The sequence below is a fragment of the Rathayibacter sp. Leaf248 genome (genome assembly GCF_920939495.1).
Lineage (GTDB): Bacteria > Actinomycetota > Actinomycetes > Actinomycetales > Microbacteriaceae > Rathayibacter > Rathayibacter caricis.
In genome coordinates this window covers 1,630,809-1,646,983 of sequence record NZ_CAKLAV010000001.1, presented here as the reverse complement: position 1 = coordinate 1,646,983, position 16,175 = coordinate 1,630,809, and the positions used below count along the sequence as shown (strand labels likewise).

Here is a 16,175-nt window from a genome sequence, read left to right as displayed (position 1 = left end):
GGCCCGTCGTCGAGGGCTCTGCCATCCTCGGGCCATGCGCTTCTCGACGACGATGCACCAGGTCGGCCGCAACACCGGCATCGAGGTCCCGCCCGAGGTCATAGCGGCCCTGGGCGGAGGCGGACGGCCGGCGGTCCGCGTCGTCGTGAACGGGTTCGAGTACCGCAGCACGGTGGGAGTGATGGGCGGCAGGGCGCTCGTCCCCTTCTCGGCCGACAAGCGTGCCGCCACGGGGATCGCGGGCGGCGACGCGCTCGAGGTCGAGATCGAGCTCGACACCGCTCCGCGCGAGGTGGTGGTGCCCGAGGACCTCGCGCGAGCGCTGGAGGCTGCCGGGCTGACCGAGCGCTTCGCAGCGCTGTCCCCGAGCGCCCGCAAGGCGCACGTCGTCGCGGTCGAGGGTGCGAAGGCCGAGGCGACCCGCGCCCGGCGCCTCGCGGGCGTCCTCGAGAAGCTCGGAGTCCCCCTCCCTCCTCCTCAGGGATGACTCCGCACCGCCGGATGTCGCGTCACGGCACCGGCGTCCCGCGCCCTGGGTAAGGTTCACCTCGGTGCCCCACGGGGGGAGCGCCGAGTGCGCTGTCGCGCGGAGCCGGGGGACGAGATGAGTGCGGTTCGACGTTGGGTGTTCCCGATCGTGTGGATGGTGATCATCGGAGCGGCGAGCGTCGCGCTCGTGAAGATCGCCTTCTTCCCGGACACCTCGGCCGAGGCCGATCCGACGGTCCCGACCGGCGAGCTGACGGAGCCCGTCGTGGCGGTCGCGCGCGGCACGATCACCAACGACCTGGAGCTCCAGGGAACCGTCGCCGCCGATCCGGCCGTGCCGCTCAAGGCGACCGCCGTCGGCACCGTCGACGACGTGTACATCCAGCAGGGCGCGACCGTCGCGAAGGGCGACCTCGTCTACGACATCCGTGTCGAGACCGTGCGCGAGCCGGTCGAGACCACGGCCGCCGACGGCACCGTCAGCGTCTCGCAGCCCCCGCCGGCGGTCCGCTTCGAGCGGGTCTACGCCGAGGCGGCGGGCGTGCTCAGCGCGCTCGGCGTCATCCACGACCAGGCCGTGACGGTCGGCGAGGTGACCGGCCAGGTCGCGCCGCCCAGCTACTCCGTCACCGGCACCATCGACGCCCAGCAGCTCTACCGGATCCAGGACCGGCCGACGGAGGCTCAGGTCGCGATCACCGGCGGTCCCGCCGCGTTCGCCTGCACGGGCCTCACGATCACCACTCCGCTGGCCGGCGAGGGCACCGAGGGCGCGGCAACCGGCGAGGCCGGAGCCACGGGCTCGGGGACGAGCTTCCGCTGCCAGGTGCCCGCCGAGGTCACCGTGTTCCCGGGCCTCGCGGCCTCGGTCACCCTCGCCGGAGGGTTCGCCGAGAACGTGCTGGTGGTGCCGACCACTTCGGTCGAGGGCACCGCTGAGTCCGGAGTCGTCTTCCGCCTGGCCGAGGACGGCTCGACCGAGGAGATCCCCGTGACCCTCGGCCTCACCGACGGCGTGAACGTCGAGATCACCGGCGGAGTCGACGAGGGCGTGGAGCTGCTGCAGTTCGTGCCCGGTGCCGCCGCCGTCGACCCCGGCCTCGAGTCGGGCGAGTGCGTCGCCAACCCCGACGGCTCGGTGTTCTGCCCGTGACGATCCTCCGGCTCGAGGGGATCCGGAAGGTCGTGCCCCTGCCCGACGCGGAGCCGCTCACGATCCTCGACGGGGTGGACCTCGAGGTCGGCGAGGGCGATCACGTCTCGGTCGTCGGCCGGAGCGGCTCCGGCAAGTCGACGCTCCTGAACATCCTCGGACTCATCGACGAGCCCACCGACGGCCGGATGCTCCTCGAGGGCGTGCCGACCGAGACCCTGTCGGCGCGGGCGCGCGCCCGGATCCGCGGCGGCAGCATCGGCTTCATCTTCCAGCAGTTCAACCTGCTCGAGGGCCGCACGGCCCGTGAGAACGTGATGACGCCGCTGCTGTACGCGACCGGGCGCGAGTTCTGGCGCCGCCGCGACCTCGCCGCCGAGATGCTCGAGCGCGTGGGTCTCGGCCACCGGGTCGACTCGATGCCCGGCCGCATGTCGGGCGGCGAGCAGCAGCGCATCGCCATCGCCCGCGCCCTCGTGCGCCGACCCCGGCTGATCCTCGCCGACGAGCCGACCGGCGCACTCGACACCGACACGGGGGAGACCGTGATGAGCCTGCTCGACGAGATCGCCCGTGAGTCCGGCTCCGCACTGGTGACCATCACGCACGACCCGGCGATCGCCGCCCGGGCGGAGCGGCACTACCGGCTCGATCACGGTCGTCTCGGCACGGCGTCCTCGGCCGGCACTCTGCACGAGCGCGTGCCCGCGCACGCGGCGGCCGTCGCTCCGACTGTCGTCGGTCCCGCAGTCGATCCCGCGGCCGACTCCGAGGGCGTGCTCTGATGCGCGGCCTGATCGGCGTCGCGGGCGCGATCGTCGAGGCCTGGACCGAGCTGCGGATCCACCGCGGCCGGGTCCTGCTCTCGCTGATCGGAGTGGCGGTGGCGGTGGCCGCGCTCACCGGAGTCGTCGCGGCGGGCGGTATCGCCCGGCAGGCGAACGTCGAGCAGATGGAGCGCTCGAGCGGCCGCCCGGCCAGCCTGTACGTGAGCGCCTACGCCACGGGGCCGGAGGGCGTCGTCGACGCGGAGGTCCTGGACACGGCGTGGGAGAAGGTGCTCGAGCGCTACGGCATCACCTACGCGAGCCGCACCACCTTCGGCTCCACGCGCGTGCAGTTCTCCGACGGCGCCGTCGACGTCTCGGTGACCGCGGTCGACCAGCCGTACGCCGAGATGCACCGCCTCGAGATGGAGGAGGGCGCGTGGTTCACCGAGCGCGACGAGCGCCGGTTCGCGCCCGCCGTGGTCGTGAGCGAGATCATGTGGGACAGGCTCGGTCGACCGGATCTCGCGACGCACCCGACGGTCGCCCTGCTGGGCTCCGAGGGCGACACCACGGCGGTCGTGGTGGGCGTCACTCCGGTGAGCCAGTGGGACACCGAGCCCACGATGATGATGCTCGTCGACGCGTACGCGGGGATCGCCGAGCAGACGCCGGCCGACGACCAGTTCGGCGGGGGAGCGACGCCCAGCTACGAGATGTGGGTGCCGCTCGACATCGCGGACGATCTCGCCCAGGCGGTGCAGCGCGACATCGCCGCGGCGCTCGGCCCCGGCGTCGACGCCGATGTGAGCCGCCAGGACTACCTCGCGTTCGACAGCGATCCGTTCGCCGTGCTCACCTGGGTGATCGGAGGCGTCGCCGGACTCGTCCTGGCGCTCGGTGCGCTGGGGCTGCTCAACATCGCCCTCGTGACCGTGCGGCAGCGCATCCGCGAGATCGGCATCCGGCGCAGCTTCGGCGCCTCCTCGGGCCGCATCTTCTTCTCGATCATGATGGAGAGCGTGGTCGCGACGGTCGTCGCCGGCGTCGTCGGAGTCGCGATCGCCGTGATCCTGGTCACCAACCCGATCACCGTCGACTGGGTCCAGCAGAACGGCATCGAGGACATCCCGCCGTTCCCGGCGGAGGCGGCGCTGCTCGGTCTCGGTGCGGCGACCCTCGTCGGCGCGCTGGCCGGTCTCGTGCCCGCGATCGTGGCCGTCCGGGTCAAGGTCATCGACGCGATCCGGTACTGAGCGATCCGGTACTGAGCCCCCCCTGCCGGAGCCGATCCCGCTAGGGCGCCGTCGAGCGGCGCACGACGAGCTCGGGCTGGAAGACGGTCTGGCGGGGGATCAGTTCGGGATCGGCGGCCTCCTCGAGCAGCACCCGGAGGGCCGTCCGCCCGATCGTGGTGCTCGGCTGGCGCATCGACGAGAGCGGCACCGCGGCGGCGGCGGCGAACGCGATGTCGTCGAAGCCGATGAGCGCGATCTCGTCGGGGACGAGCATCCGCCCGCCGGTCGCCAGAGACTGGAGGAGGCCCAGCGCCAGCAGGTCGTTCGCGGCGAAGACCGCGTCGGGCCGCTCGCGGCGGGGGCGGGCGACGAGGCGCTCGCCGGCCGAGACGCCCTCGGCCACCGTGAGGGCCGAGGTGGCGACCACCTCGATGTCGACCGGGGCGGAGCTGTCCTCGGCCGCGACCCGCGCCCCCGCCAGCCGGTCCACGACCTGGCGGATCTCGAAGGGGCCGCCGACGAACGCCAGGCGCCGCCGGCCCGTGGCGATCAGGTGGTCGACGGCCATCCGACCGCCCGCGACGTTGTCGACCGAGACCGAGCTGAAGCGCCCGTCGCCGCTGAAGCGGTCGACGAGCACGGCCGGGATCCCGCGCTCGCGCAGCCGCTCGAGCCGGCGGGTGATGTCCCCGTGCGGCGAGATCAGGACTCCCCGCACCTGCTGCTCCTCGAAGAGGTCGAGGTAGTGCCGCTCGCGGGCGACGTCCTCGTCGGTGTTGCCGTGCAGCACCGCGATGCCGTGGCGGGAGGCCTCGTCGACCGCTCCGTGCACCACGTCGCCGAAGAACGGGTTGCGGCCGTCGAGCACGACGAAGCCGACGGTCGAGCTGACGCCGTTGCGGAGCTTGCGCGCGGCGTCGTTGCGGACGTAGCCGAGCTCCTCGATGGCGAGGTTCACCCGCGTCAGGTTCTCGGCCGAGACCTCGTCGGGGCGGTTGAGCACGTTCGACACGGTGCCCACGGACACGCCCGCGTGCTGGGCCACGTCGCGGATGCTCGCTGCCACTGTTCCCCTCCGTCACGACCGTGCACCGAGCGGCACTGCTCGTCTTGACCGACCCGGTCGCCGTCCCTAGAGTATGCCTGAACACAGGTTGAATCGATTCAGAATTCCTGAGCCGCCGAACCCGACGCCCTCGACGAGGAGGCACCTCCGTGACAGACACCGCGCCCGCCCCGGCGCTCGAGCTCGCCCGGGTGGTGAAGTCCTTCGGCGCCGTCATCGCGCTGCGCTCGGGCACCCTCTCGCTGCACTCGGGCTCCATCCACGCGCTGATCGGGGAGAACGGAGCCGGCAAGTCGACCCTCGTGAAGATCATCGCCGGCGTCCACCGCCGCGACGCGGGGGAGTTCCGCCTGCACGGACGCGACGTCGACTTCACCTCCACTGCCCAGTCGAAGGCGGCCGGGGTCGCCGTCATCTACCAGGAGCCGACGCTGTTCCCGGACCTCTCGGTCACCGAGAACATCTTCATGGGCCGCCAGCCCACCGACCGCTTCGGGCGGATCGACCGCAGAGCGATGCGCGCCGAGGTCGAGCAGCTGATGCGCCGCCTGGGCGTGTCGATCGATCCGGAGCGGCCCGCCGAGGGCCTCTCGATCGCCGACCAGCAGATCATCGAGATCGCGAAGGCCATCTCGCTCGACGCCTCCGTCCTGGTGATGGATGAGCCGACCGCCGCGCTCTCGGGCGTCGAGGTCGAGCGCCTGTTCGCGGTGGCGCGGAGCCTGCGCGACGAGGGCCGGGCGCTCGTGTTCATCTCGCACCGCTTCGACGAGGTCTTCGCCCTCTGCGACACGATCACCGTGATGCGCGACGGCTCCTACATCGCGACCACGCCGACGAGCGAGGCCACGATCGACGGCATCGTGCGCCAGATGGTCGGCCGCGACGTGACGGAGCTGTTCCCGAAGCAGCCGGCCGAGATCGGCGAGGTGGTCCTCGCGGTCGACTCGCTCACCCAGCCGGGCGTGTTCCACGACATCTCCTTCACCGTGCGCGCCGGCGAGATCGTCGGTCTCGCCGGGCTCGTGGGCGCCGGGCGCAGCGAGGTCGCCCGCGCGGTCTTCGGAGTGGATCCGTACCAGAGCGGCACCGTGACGCTGAACGGGACCCCGCTGCCCCGGCGCGACCCGGCCGGTGCGATGCGCGCCGGAGTCGCCCTCGTGCCCGAGGACCGCCGGAAGCAGGGCCTGGTGCTCGACGCCTCCGTCTCGAACAACATCACCACGGCCATCCGCCGCGGCCTGACCAAGGGCGGGCTGCTCACCCGCGGAGCCGAGAACTCGGCGGCGCGGATCTGGGCCGGGCGCCTCGAGGTGAAGACCAACGCGCTCGACACGGTCGCCGGCACCCTGTCGGGCGGCAACCAGCAGAAGGTCGTCCTGGGCAAGTGGCTCGCCACGAATCCGAAGGTGCTGATCATCGACGAGCCCACCCGCGGCATCGACGTCGGCACCAAGTCCGAGGTGCACCGGCTGCTCTCGCAGCTGGCCGGCGAGGGCATGGCGATCCTCATGATCTCCTCCGAGCTGCCCGAGGTGCTCGGCATGGCCGACCGCGTCCTGGTGATGCGCGAGGGCCGGCTGACCGGCGAGCTCGCCCGCCAGGACGCGACCAGCGAGGCCGTGATGCTCGCCGCCACCGGCGGCACGGGCGCCGTCACCGCCGATCCCACCGCCCCGCACCGCACCGAAGGGAGCGCCGCATGAGCGCCGCGACGACCACCGCGCCCTCGACGGGACGGCCGACGCCCTCCTCCGGCGGCCTCTCCCGCGGACTCCGCGGCTTCGCGACGGCGCGCGAGACGAGCATCCTGCTCGCGATCGTGCTGCTCGTCGCGGTGACGACCGTCAAGAACCCGTCCTTCCTCTTCTCCCCCGACGGCTGGCGGGACCTGCTGCTGACGCCGTCGATCCTCGTGCTCGTCGCGGTCGGCCAGGCGATCGTCGTGATCACCCGGAGCGTGGACCTCTCGGTCGGCTCGATCCTCGGGCTCTCGGCCTACCTCACGGGACGGTTGTTCCTGGACGTGCCGGGCCTGCCGATCATCGTGGTCTTCGTGGCCGGGATCCTCTTCGGCGGTCTGCTCGGACTGATCAACGGCGCCCTCGTCGCGTTCGCCAAGGTGCCCGCCCTGGTGATCACGCTGGGCACGCTCTACGCCTATCGCGGCATCAACGTGGCCTGGGCCGGCAGCGACCGGGTCAACGCCTCGGACATGCCGAAGGACTTCCTGGCGCTGGGGACCGGTCAGATCCTGACCATCCCGATCCTCACGATCATCGCCCTCGTGGTGCTGGTCGTCGCCGGCTACTGCATGCGCAACCTCCGGGCCGGGCGCGAGTTCTACGCCATCGGCTCCGAGCCCGACGCGGCGCGCCTGTACGGCCTGCCCGTCACGCGCCGGATCCTCACCGCCTTCGTCCTGAGCGGGGCGCTGACCGGGCTCGCCGGTGTGCTCTACGCGGCCCGCTACGGCACGGTCAACTCGCAGGCGGGCTCCGGCTGGGAGCTCGACGCGGTGGGAGCGGCGGTCATCGGAGGCGTCGCGATCTTCGGCGGCTCCGGCACGGTCTGGGGCGCCGCGCTCGGCGCGGTCCTGCTCCTGACCATCAACCGGGCGCTCCCGATCCTCGGCGTGCAGGACTTCTGGCAGCGCGCCGTGGTCGGCGTCCTCATCATCGGCGCGATCGTGCTCGACCGCGTCCTCTCGATCCGGCAGTCCCGCCGGCTCCTGGCAGAAAGGGACGACGCGCGATGAGCTCTCTCTCGACCGAGACGACCGCCGTGCGGACGGCGCGGACGTACCGCGACTACGGTCACGGACGCCTCCGGCGCCTGCTGCTCACCCGAGAGACCGCGATCATCGTGCTGCTCGTGCTCGTCGTTCTCGTCGCGTCGGCCACGGTGCGCAACTTCGACCGCCCGATCACCGTGACCTACCTCCTCCTGGACATCGCCCCGGTGCTGCTGATCGCCCTGCCGATGACGCTGATCATCGTCACGGGCGAGATCGACCTCTCCGTCGCCTCGACGGTGGGCCTGGCGAGCGTGCTGACCGGGATCCTCACCCAGGCCGGCGCCCCGTTCGCGGTCGCCGCGCTCGTGGCCCTGCTGGCGGGAGCGGTGGGAGGAGCGCTGAACGGGTTCCTGATCACGGTGGTCGGCCTGCCCTCGCTCGCCGTCACGATCGGCACGCTCGCGCTCTACCGCGGTCTGGCCGTGGGCCTGCTCGGCACCACCGCCGTCACCGACTTCCCGGAGTTCTGGACGGACCTCGCGACCTCGAAGATCGGCGACTCGCCCGTCCCGACGATCGTCGTGCCGATCGTGATCCTCGCGATCGTGTTCGCGGTGCTCCTGCACTTCACCTCCTTCGGCCGCGGGATCTACGCGATCGGACTGAACGACGAGGCGTCCACCTTCTCGGGCGTGAACGTGAACCGGACGAAGTTCGTCCTGTTCCTGCTCTCGGGAGTGGTGTCGGCCTTCGCCGGCGTCTACTTCACCCTCCGCTACGGATCCGCCCGCGGCGACAACGCCACGGGCCTCGAGCTCCAGGTGATCGCGGCGGTGCTGCTCGGCGGCGTCTCGATCTTCGGCGGCCGCGGCGCCCTGCACGGCGTGCTCGCCGGCGTCGTCCTGATCGGGATCCTCGCCAGCGCGCTCCGCCTGGCCAACGTCACCTCCGACGTCATCAACATCATCACCGGAGTGCTCCTCGTGCTCTCCGTGGTGACCACCAGCCTCCTGGCGTGGGTGCAGAAGAAGCGCACCCGCTCCGGGACACCCCGATCGGCCGCGGGCACCCGCCCGTGACCGGTCCGCACCGACAGCACCTCCCGCACGGGGACGGCGAGCGCCGCCCCCGCACCTCACATCGAAAGGACGAAACGATGACGTTTCCCACGAAGGGCCGCACGCTCCGGCGTCTGGGCTCCGTGACCGCAGCGGCGGTCGCGTTCGCGCTCGTCGCGACCGGATGCTCCGCCGGCGGCGACTCCGACGCGGGCTCCGGCTCCGAGGGCGGAGGGGACGCGAACTACGCGATCACCTTCCTCCCCAAGAACCTCGGCAACGCCTACTTCGACACCTCCGACGCCGGAGGCGAGAAGGCGATCGAGGAGTTCGGCGGCAGCTACGCCGAGGTCGGGCCGTCGGAGGCCACCCCCGACGCCCAGGTCTCCTACATCAACACGCTCACGCAGCAGGGCGCCGGAGCGATCGTCATCTCGGCGAACGACCCGAAGGCGATCTGCGACGCGCTGAACGAGGCCCGCGACAACGACGTGAAGGTGGTCACCTTCGACTCCGACACGAACGCCGACTGCCGCGACCTCTACATCAACCAGGCCACGGCCGAGGGCATCGCCAAGGCGCAGGTCGACCTGATCACCGAGCAGATCGGCGACTCGGGCGAGATCGCGATCCTCTCGGCGTCGGCCAACGCGACGAACCAGAACACCTGGATCGAGCTGATGCAGGAGGAGCTCGAGGCCAACCACCCCGACGTCACGCTCGTCGACACCGTCTACGGCGACGACGACGACCAGACCTCGTTCGACAAGACGGCGGCGCTGCTGCAGTCGCACCCCGACCTCAAGGGCATCGTCTCGCCCACCACGGTCGGCATCGCGGCGGCCGCGCGCTACCTCTCGACCTCGGACTACAAGGGCAAGGTCGCGCTGACCGGTCTCGGCACGCCCAACCAGATGCGCGAGTACGTCGAGGACGGCACCGTCACCGCGTTCGCCCTGTGGAACCCGGGAGACCTCGGCTACCTCGCGGCCTACGCGGCGAAGGCCCTGATCGACGGCGACATCACCGGCGAGACCGGCGACTCGTTCGAGGCGGGCGACCTGGGCACGTTCGAGGTGGGCGAGGACGCGACCGTGCTCCTCGGCGACCCGTTCGTGTTCGACTCGGAGAACATCGGCGAGTTCGACTTCTGATCCTCGCCTCCTGTGCAGCGGGCCTTCGCGATCCTCGGATCGCGGGGGCCCGCTGCCGTCAGCCGAGGTCGATCAGCAGGTCGTCCCCGTCGACGACCACCCGGGCGCCGGAGTAGTGCGCGATGCGGGGCAGGCCCTCGGTGCTCGGGCTCTCGTGCCCGCCGACCACGACGACGCGCATGCCGGCCGCGAGGCCCGCGCGGACGCCCGCCTCGGCGTCCTCGAAGACGACCGCGTCGGCGGCGACGACGCCCAGGCGCTCGGCGGCGGCGAGGTAGCCGTCGGGGGCGGGCTTCCCGTGCAGGACGTCGTCGGCGGTGACGACGACGTCGGGGGAGGGGACGCCGGCGGCCGCGAGCCGGCCGGCGGCGAGGGCGGGGCTCGCCGAGGTGACGAGGGCGACGCGGGTGCGGGGCAGGGCCGCGAGGAACGCGACGGCGCCCGGGATCTCGACCGTCCCCTCCGTGTGCTCGAGCTCGTAGGCGTTCAGCTCGGCCACGATGCCGGCGACGTCGCTGCCGGGCGGGGCGAAGCGGCGCACGCTGTCCTCGGCGCGCACCCCGTGGACGGAGGCGAGGATCATCGCGCGGTCGAGGCCGAAGCGGTCGGCGAAGGAGCGCCAGATGGTCTCGACGACCGCGGTCGAGTCGACCAGCGTCCCGTCCATGTCGAAGAGGGCGGCGCGGGCGCGGATCAGGTGCGGCATGCCTCCATCCTGGCGGAGGAGGCGCGCGCGGCTCAGACCAGCCGGTTCTCGTACGCGTGCACGACGATCTGGACACGGCTGCGCAGCCCCAGCTTCACCAGGATGCTGCGCACGTGCGTCTTGACCGTGGCCTCGCTGATGAACGACGCTCCGGCGACGGCGGCGTTGGTCAGGCCCTTGGCGACGAGGGCGTAGATCTCGCGCTCCCGCGGCGAGAGGGCCGCGAGGACCTCCTCCGGTCGGCGCTCGCCGTGGACGTGCGCGAACCGGCGGACCAGGGCGTCGGCGGCGACGGGCGGAGCGTCGCCCGCGGCCACGGCGCGGACCGTCGCGAGCAGCTGCTCCGGCGTCGCGTCCTTCGTGAGGAACGCACTCGCTCCGGCGCGCAGCGAGCGGAACACCGCCTCCTCCTGCCGGAACGTCGTCAGCACGATCACCTGCGGACCGCTCGTGCGCTCGGCGCCCTCGCCCCCGGTGATCCGCCGGGTCGCCTCCAGCCCGTCGAGAAGCGGCATGCGGATGTCCATCAGCACGACGTCGAGCGGCTCCCGGTCCACGAGCGCGAGCGCCGCCTCGCCGTCGTGCGCGGTGCCCGCGACGACGAGGTCGGGCTGCGACTCGAGCAGCATGCGGAGGCCGTGCACGAACAGCTCCTGGTCGTCGACGACGGCGACGCGGATCGGCGCGCTCACGCGTGGGCCTCCCGGCGCTGCAGGGCCGCGGTGGTGGTCGGCAGGAACGCGGTGACGAGGAAGGACCCGTCCGGGTCGGGGCCCGCCGTGAGCCATCCGCCCGCCAGCCGCGCGCGGTGCTCCATCCCGGCGAGGCCGAAGCCCCGACGGGCAGGGTGCGCGGCGGGGGCCGCGCCGCCCGGGCGGCTCGCGACGGCGAGGAGGAGGCCCGGTCCGTCCCAGGTGAGCGAGACGGAGGCGTGCGGCCCGGTGCCGCCGTGCTTGAGCACGTTGGTCAGGCTCTCCTGCACGATGCGGTAGACGGCGAGCTGCTGCGCGGGCGCCAGGTCGGCGGGGTCGCCGAGCTCGCGCAGCTCGACCTGCACGCCGGTGCCCTCGAAGCGGCGGACGAGCTCCGGCAGATCGGCGAGCCCGGGCTGGGGTCGGTCGGTCTCCTCGGTGAGCCCCTCGATCAGGCCCCGGAGATCGACGAGCGCCGACCGGGACGTCTCGGCGATGCGCAGGAGCGAGGTCTCGGTCGATCCGCTGCCCGCCGCGTCCGACTCCGACCGCCGGAGGAACCGCGACCCGTCGGCCAGCGCGATCACGACGGCGAGGGAGTGCGCCAGCACGTCGTGCACTTCCTGCGCGATCTCGCTGCGCTCCTTCAGCGCCCGCAGCTCGTAGCCCGCGATGAGCAGCTCGCGCTCGGTGCTCTCGATCCGCTCGCTCGCGGCCTCGGTGCGCGCGGCGAACTGGAGGGCGGTGCCGGCCGTCCAGCAGACCGCCCAGAGCAGCGCGTGCACGGCGGTGAGGCTGAGCGCCCAGCCGAGCGCCAGCTGCGGGTGCTCGAAAGTCTCGCCGATGCCGATCCAGCTGAGCCAGCCCGCCGAGAAGACGAGCGAGAAGCCCACGGCCGTCGACCACGCGACCCCGACGAGCAGGGCGCCCCAGCGCAGGCGCGTGCCGGCCCGTCGGGCGACCGCGAACGCCACGATCAGGGAGCCCTCGAGGATCGGCCAGGTGGTGGAGTCGGCGCCGGGCAGGCGGACGAGCTGCAGGAGCGGGACGGCCAGGACGAGGGCGAGGGCGACGGACGGGCGGATGGTGCTGAGGCCGATCGCGAGCGCGACGGGTCCCAGGAGCACCGCGAACGCGAGCGCGGCGCCCGGAGCGGCGAGCCGGCCGATCTCGGCGGTGATCCAGAACGCGGCGAACAGCGCGGCCAGCAGCGGGGCGAGCGCGACGAGGAGCGGACGGGAGCGGCGCGGCGTGGACATGGCCTCACCGTAGGCGAGCACCGCCGCGTCGCGCCCTGCCCGGGGCCCGATCTCCTCCCTCCTGATGAGGCCCGCCCTCATCGCCCTCTCATCTGATGCTCGCCGGGCACGCTCAGGCCGCCGCGGGCTCCGCGACGCTAGCCTTCAGGAGGACTGCGGGCAGGGAGCCCGACGGGGATGCGGAGAACGCCATGACCGACGAGAACGAGAACACGGCGGCCGGGTCGACCGCGGGCGGCGGCGAGGCGCAGGCCTCGTCCGGACCGCGGGCCGGCTGGTACCCCGACCCCGCCGGATCGCCGCGGCAGCGCTGGTGGGACGGGACCGGCTGGACGGACTCGCTCCGCGACGCCCCGGCGGCGACGCCTCCCGCACCGCCCGCCGCGCCCGTGACTCCGCCCGCGCCGCTCTACGGGCAGACGTCGAGCGGGCAGTCGACGACGTACGGGCAGTCGGCGTCGGGGCAGTCGGCCACGGGGCCGGCGGCTCCGGGACCGGTCGCCCCCACCGGTGGCTACGGCCAGCAGGCGCCGGGGGAGCAGCCGCGGTACGGCCAGCAGGCGCCGGGGGAGCAGCCCCGGTACGGTCAGCAGGCTCCCGTGCCGCAGGAGCCGTCGGCGCAGCAGCCCGCGCAGCAGAACCCGTACGCGCCGCAGAACCCCTACGCCCAGCAGAACCCCTACGCCGCGCAGACCCCCGCTCAGCCCTATGCCTCCGCGCCCTCGCGCCCCGCGCAGCAGCCTCGCGACACGAGCATCGTCAGCGCCACGCCCTGGATCTGGGTCGTCGTCCTGCTGCCGCTGCTCTCGGCCCTGTCGGTGCTGCTGCTCCCGCCGAGCCTCGTCGTCGAGTCGGCGATGAGCTCGGCCTACGGCACGACGTCGTCGATGGGTGTCTCGACCGCCTACCTCCTCGGCCTCGGCGCGGTGCAGGTCATCGGGTTCCTGATCTACGCGGCCGAGGTCGTCTTCGCGTTCCTCGACTGGCGGCAGCTGAAGCGCGCCGGGATCCAGCGCCCGTTCCACTGGGCGTGGGCGTTCCTGGCCGCTCCGTACGTGTACGTCATCGGCCGCAGCGTCGTCGTCAAGCGCGTCACCGGCGGCGGCCTCCTGCCGCTCTGGATCTTCCTCGGCGTCGTCGCGGTGACGTTCCTCATCGTCGTCATCTGGACCGGCGCGCTCTTCTCGGAGATGATGTCGGCCTTCCCCGGCATGGCCTACTGACCCGATGCCGTCCCGGGAGCCGGTCAACGGCGACGTGTCGTTCTGGTGGTCCTCGCTGGGGCGACCGGAGCCGCGGCCCGCGCTCCCGGGGCCGCTGGACGTCGACGTCTGCATCGTGGGCGCCGGCTACACGGGCCTCTGGACGGCCTACTACCTGAAGAAGGCCGCTCCGGATCTGCGGATCGCGGTGCTCGAGCAGCGCTTCGCCGGTTTCGGGGCGTCGGGCCGCAACGGCGGCTGGCTGACGAACGAGATCACCGGAGGCGTCTCCTCCTACGCCCGCAGCCACGGCCGGGAGGCGGTCGACCGGTTCCAGCTCGCGGTGAACGAGACGGTCGACGAGGTGATCCGGGTCGCGGCCGCCGAAGGCATCGATGCCGACATCGTCAAGGGCGGCGAGTACCAGGTGGCCCGCGGTCCGGCGCAGAAGCGGCGCCTCGAGGCGACGGTCGCCGCCGCCCGGGCCCGCGCCCACACCGACGTCGAGCTGCTCGACGCGGCGGAGGCGTCGGCGCGGATCGCCGTGAGCGGCACCTCGGCCGGCATGTGGCACCCGCACTGCTCCAGGATCCATCCCGCGAAGCTCGCGGCGGGACTCGCGTGCACCGTCGAGGCGCTCGGAGTCGTGATCCACGAGGACACCCGGGTCGACGAGATCCGCCCCGGAGCCGCCGTCACGGCGCGCGGAACCGTCCGCGCCGACATCGTGCTGCGCGCCACCGAGGGCTTCACCGCCGAGCTCGCCGGTCACCGCCGGGAGTGGCTGCCGATGAACTCCTCGCTCGTCGCGACCGAGCCGTTGCCGCCCGCGGTGTGGGACGAGCTCGGCTGGGCGGGACGCGAGACGCTCGGCGACTTCGCGCACGCCTACATGTACGCGCAGCGCACGGCCGACGACCGCATCGCGATCGGCGGCAGGGGAGTGCCGTACCGCTACGGCTCCCGGATCGACGTCGACGGGGCGACCGACCCGCGCACGCTCCGGATGCTGCGCGGGATCCTCGAGCGCTTCTTCCCGGTGCTGGAGGGAGTGGGGATCGACCACGTGTGGTCGGGCGTTCTCGGAGTGCCGCGCGACTGGCACGCGACCGTCGGTCTCGACCGCGCCACGGGGCTCGGCAGGGCGGGCGGCTTCGTCGGCACGGGGGTGACGGCGACCAACCTGGCCGGGAGGACCCTCCGCGACCTGGTGCTCGGCGAGCGCACCCCGCTCACGGAGCTGCCGTGGGTCGACCACCGCGTGCGGCGCTGGGAGCCGGAGCCGCTGCGCTGGCTCGCGGTGACGACGCTCTACACGGCGTACGGCCTGGCCGACGGCGCCGAGGCCCGGGGGAGGGCGACCACCTCGCCGCTGGCGAGCCTGGCCGACGTGGTCGCCGGACGCTCGCACTGATCCCGCCCGCTCGCAGGGAGTCGAGCCTCCGCTACGCCTCGCCGCGCTGGATGAGGCGCGACAGCACGATCGCCGAGCGCGTGTGGTCGACGTTCGGCGCGATCCGCACCTTCTCGAGGGCGAGCTCGAGGCTCGGGATGTCGCGCGAGCGGATGTGCACGATGGCGTCCGCGGAGCCGGTGACGGTGCCGGCGTCGACGACCTCGGGCACCGCCGAGAGGATCCGGCGCAGCTCGTCGGGGGCGACGGTGCCGCGGCAGAACAGCTCGACGTACGCCTCCGTTGCCATGCCGTCGACCGCGGGATCGACCTTGATGGTGAAGCCGCGGATCACGCCGTCGGCCACGAGGCGGTCGACGCGGCGCTTCACGGCGGAGGCGGACAGCCCGACCACCCCTCCGATGTCGCCGTACCCCGCCCGGGCGTTCTGGCGCAGCAGATCGAGGATCTTCCGGTCGATGTTGTCCATGCGTCGAGCCTAGGGCGGGAGGACGGAGCGGGCGCTCCGGGGAAGGGTAGCCTTGCCTTCGCACCCCCGCTCGAGCAGAAGGAGGACCCCGTGCCCGCTCTCCTCGACGAGCTGGGGTTCGCGGAGCTGCTGGCGGCCCTCTTCGCCATCGTCTTCCTCCGTGCGCAGGCCACCTACTGGCTGGCGCGCGCGATCGCGGCGGGAGTCGCCTCCCGCCGGTGGGGCCGGTGGCTGGAGTCCCCGGCGATGCGGCGCGCCTCCGCGGTGCTCGCCCGGTACGGAGCGCCCGCCGTCACGGTGAGCTTCCTGACGGTCGGATTCCAGACGGTGGTCAACGCCGCGGCGGGTGCGGCGCGGATGCGCTGGCTCGTCTACCTCCTCGCGATGATCCCGGGCTGCGCCGCCTGGGCGCTGACCTACGCCACGGTCGGCTTCGCCGTGCTCTGGGCCGTGATCGGCGCAGCGGCCGGGTCTCCCGCGGGAGTGGCCGTGCTCGCGGTGCTCGTCGCGGCGGTGGTCGTGAGCGTGGTGCTCGTCCGCCGGCGAGGCTCCGTCCGTTCGTCGCGCTGAGCGGCTGTCGTCGCGGTCGGGGGCGCGCCCGCCTCCGTTCGCGACCCCTCCGACCGGTTCGTCGGCCCCTCTGGCGAAAACCCACGCCCGGCTATATAGTTGCTCTTGGTCAATAGTTGACCCCGGTCAACTAGAACCGCAGATCACACTCGAGGAGCCGTATGTCCCGCGCACAGCGCACCGTTCCGGAGGCCTCCGCCC

Annotated in this window: 16 protein-coding genes; 11 read left to right on the top strand and 5 right to left on the bottom strand. The window is 72.8% G+C overall.

Annotated features, from left to right (window positions below; genetic code table 11):
* Positions 1-34 precede the first annotated feature (34 nt).
* From LRG51_RS08060 to LRG51_RS08045, 4 genes are all read left to right on the top strand, one after another.
* Positions 35-487, top strand: a complete 453-nt coding sequence (locus LRG51_RS08060; RefSeq protein WP_230672058.1) for a YdeI/OmpD-associated family protein — start codon at positions 35-37, stop codon at positions 485-487.
* Between the two features lie 156 nt (positions 488-643).
* Positions 644-1,642: a hypothetical protein gene (locus tag LRG51_RS08055; protein WP_230672057.1), complete on the top strand. Its 999-nt coding sequence runs from the start codon at positions 644-646 to the stop codon at positions 1,640-1,642.
* Complete coding sequence (locus tag LRG51_RS08050; protein WP_230672055.1) at positions 1,639-2,427, top strand: ABC transporter ATP-binding protein; 789 nt, start codon at positions 1,639-1,641, stop codon at positions 2,425-2,427. The genes LRG51_RS08055 and LRG51_RS08050 overlap by 4 nt, the downstream gene beginning before the upstream one ends.
* Positions 2,427-3,665, top strand: a complete 1,239-nt coding sequence (locus LRG51_RS08045; protein ID WP_055786536.1) for an ABC transporter permease — start codon at positions 2,427-2,429, stop codon at positions 3,663-3,665. Before LRG51_RS08050 ends, LRG51_RS08045 begins: the two co-directional genes overlap by 1 nt.
* A 40-nt stretch (positions 3,666-3,705) precedes the next feature.
* On the opposite strand, the gene LRG51_RS08040 is transcribed toward LRG51_RS08045, so the two are convergent.
* Positions 3,706-4,713 carry a LacI family DNA-binding transcriptional regulator gene (locus LRG51_RS08040; RefSeq protein ID WP_230672053.1) on the bottom strand — a complete coding sequence of 336 codons (1,008 nt, stop codon included), beginning with the start codon at positions 4,711-4,713 and terminating at the stop codon, positions 3,706-3,708.
* 149 nt (positions 4,714-4,862) lie between these two features.
* Between LRG51_RS08040 and LRG51_RS08035 the strand changes: the two genes are divergently transcribed.
* From LRG51_RS08035 to rhaS, 4 genes are all read left to right on the top strand, one after another.
* Positions 4,863-6,419, top strand: coding sequence for a sugar ABC transporter ATP-binding protein (locus LRG51_RS08035; protein ID WP_082480962.1), 1,557 nt, complete (start codon positions 4,863-4,865; stop codon positions 6,417-6,419).
* Complete coding sequence (locus tag LRG51_RS08030; RefSeq protein WP_055786545.1) at positions 6,416-7,471, top strand: ABC transporter permease; 1,056 nt, start codon at positions 6,416-6,418, stop codon at positions 7,469-7,471. Before LRG51_RS08035 ends, LRG51_RS08030 begins: the two co-directional genes overlap by 4 nt.
* Positions 7,468-8,529, top strand: a complete 1,062-nt coding sequence (locus LRG51_RS08025) for an ABC transporter permease (RefSeq protein ID WP_055786547.1) — start codon at positions 7,468-7,470, stop codon at positions 8,527-8,529. Before LRG51_RS08030 ends, LRG51_RS08025 begins: the two co-directional genes overlap by 4 nt.
* Positions 8,530-8,606: 77 nt before the next feature.
* Entirely contained in the window at positions 8,607-9,662 is a 1,056-nt protein-coding gene (gene rhaS, locus LRG51_RS08020; protein WP_055786551.1) for a rhamnose ABC transporter substrate-binding protein, read from the top strand.
* A 58-nt stretch (positions 9,663-9,720) separates the two neighbouring features.
* Here the strand turns inward: rhaS and LRG51_RS08015 are convergent, their stop codons facing one another.
* From LRG51_RS08015 to LRG51_RS08005, 3 genes are read right to left on the bottom strand one after another with little or no spacing between them, the layout of a single operon-like run.
* Positions 9,721-10,368, bottom strand: coding sequence for an HAD-IA family hydrolase (locus tag LRG51_RS08015; RefSeq protein WP_230672051.1), 648 nt, complete (start codon positions 10,366-10,368; stop codon positions 9,721-9,723).
* A 32-nt stretch (positions 10,369-10,400) separates the two neighbouring features.
* The gene (locus LRG51_RS08010) at positions 10,401-11,060 is read right to left on the bottom strand and encodes a response regulator (RefSeq protein WP_268966573.1); all 660 of its coding nucleotides are present in this window, start codon (positions 11,058-11,060) and stop codon (positions 10,401-10,403) included.
* Positions 11,057-12,319, bottom strand: coding sequence for a sensor histidine kinase (locus LRG51_RS08005; protein ID WP_230672049.1), 1,263 nt, complete (start codon positions 12,317-12,319; stop codon positions 11,057-11,059). The genes LRG51_RS08010 and LRG51_RS08005 overlap by 4 nt, the downstream gene beginning before the upstream one ends.
* 191 nt (positions 12,320-12,510) lie before the next feature.
* Between LRG51_RS08005 and LRG51_RS08000 the strand changes: the two genes are divergently transcribed.
* Positions 12,511-13,542 carry a DUF2510 domain-containing protein gene (locus LRG51_RS08000; RefSeq protein ID WP_230672047.1) on the top strand — a complete coding sequence of 344 codons (1,032 nt, stop codon included), beginning with the start codon at positions 12,511-12,513 and terminating at the stop codon, positions 13,540-13,542.
* Positions 13,543-13,546: 4 nt separating this feature from the next.
* Positions 13,547-14,935: an NAD(P)/FAD-dependent oxidoreductase gene (locus tag LRG51_RS07995; RefSeq protein ID WP_230672045.1), complete on the top strand. Its 1,389-nt coding sequence runs from the start codon at positions 13,547-13,549 to the stop codon at positions 14,933-14,935.
* Positions 14,936-14,966: 31 nt separating this feature from the next.
* Here LRG51_RS07995 and LRG51_RS07990 read toward each other — a convergent pair whose 3' ends face one another.
* Entirely contained in the window at positions 14,967-15,404 is a 438-nt protein-coding gene (locus tag LRG51_RS07990; protein WP_055786568.1) for an Lrp/AsnC family transcriptional regulator, read from the bottom strand.
* A gap of 90 nt (positions 15,405-15,494) precedes the next feature.
* On the opposite strand from LRG51_RS07990, the gene LRG51_RS07985 reads away from it, so the two are divergent.
* Positions 15,495-15,974 (top strand): DedA family protein, encoded by a 480-nt coding sequence (locus LRG51_RS07985; protein ID WP_230672043.1) that lies wholly within the window; start codon positions 15,495-15,497, stop codon positions 15,972-15,974.
* Positions 15,975-16,175 lie beyond the last annotated feature (201 nt).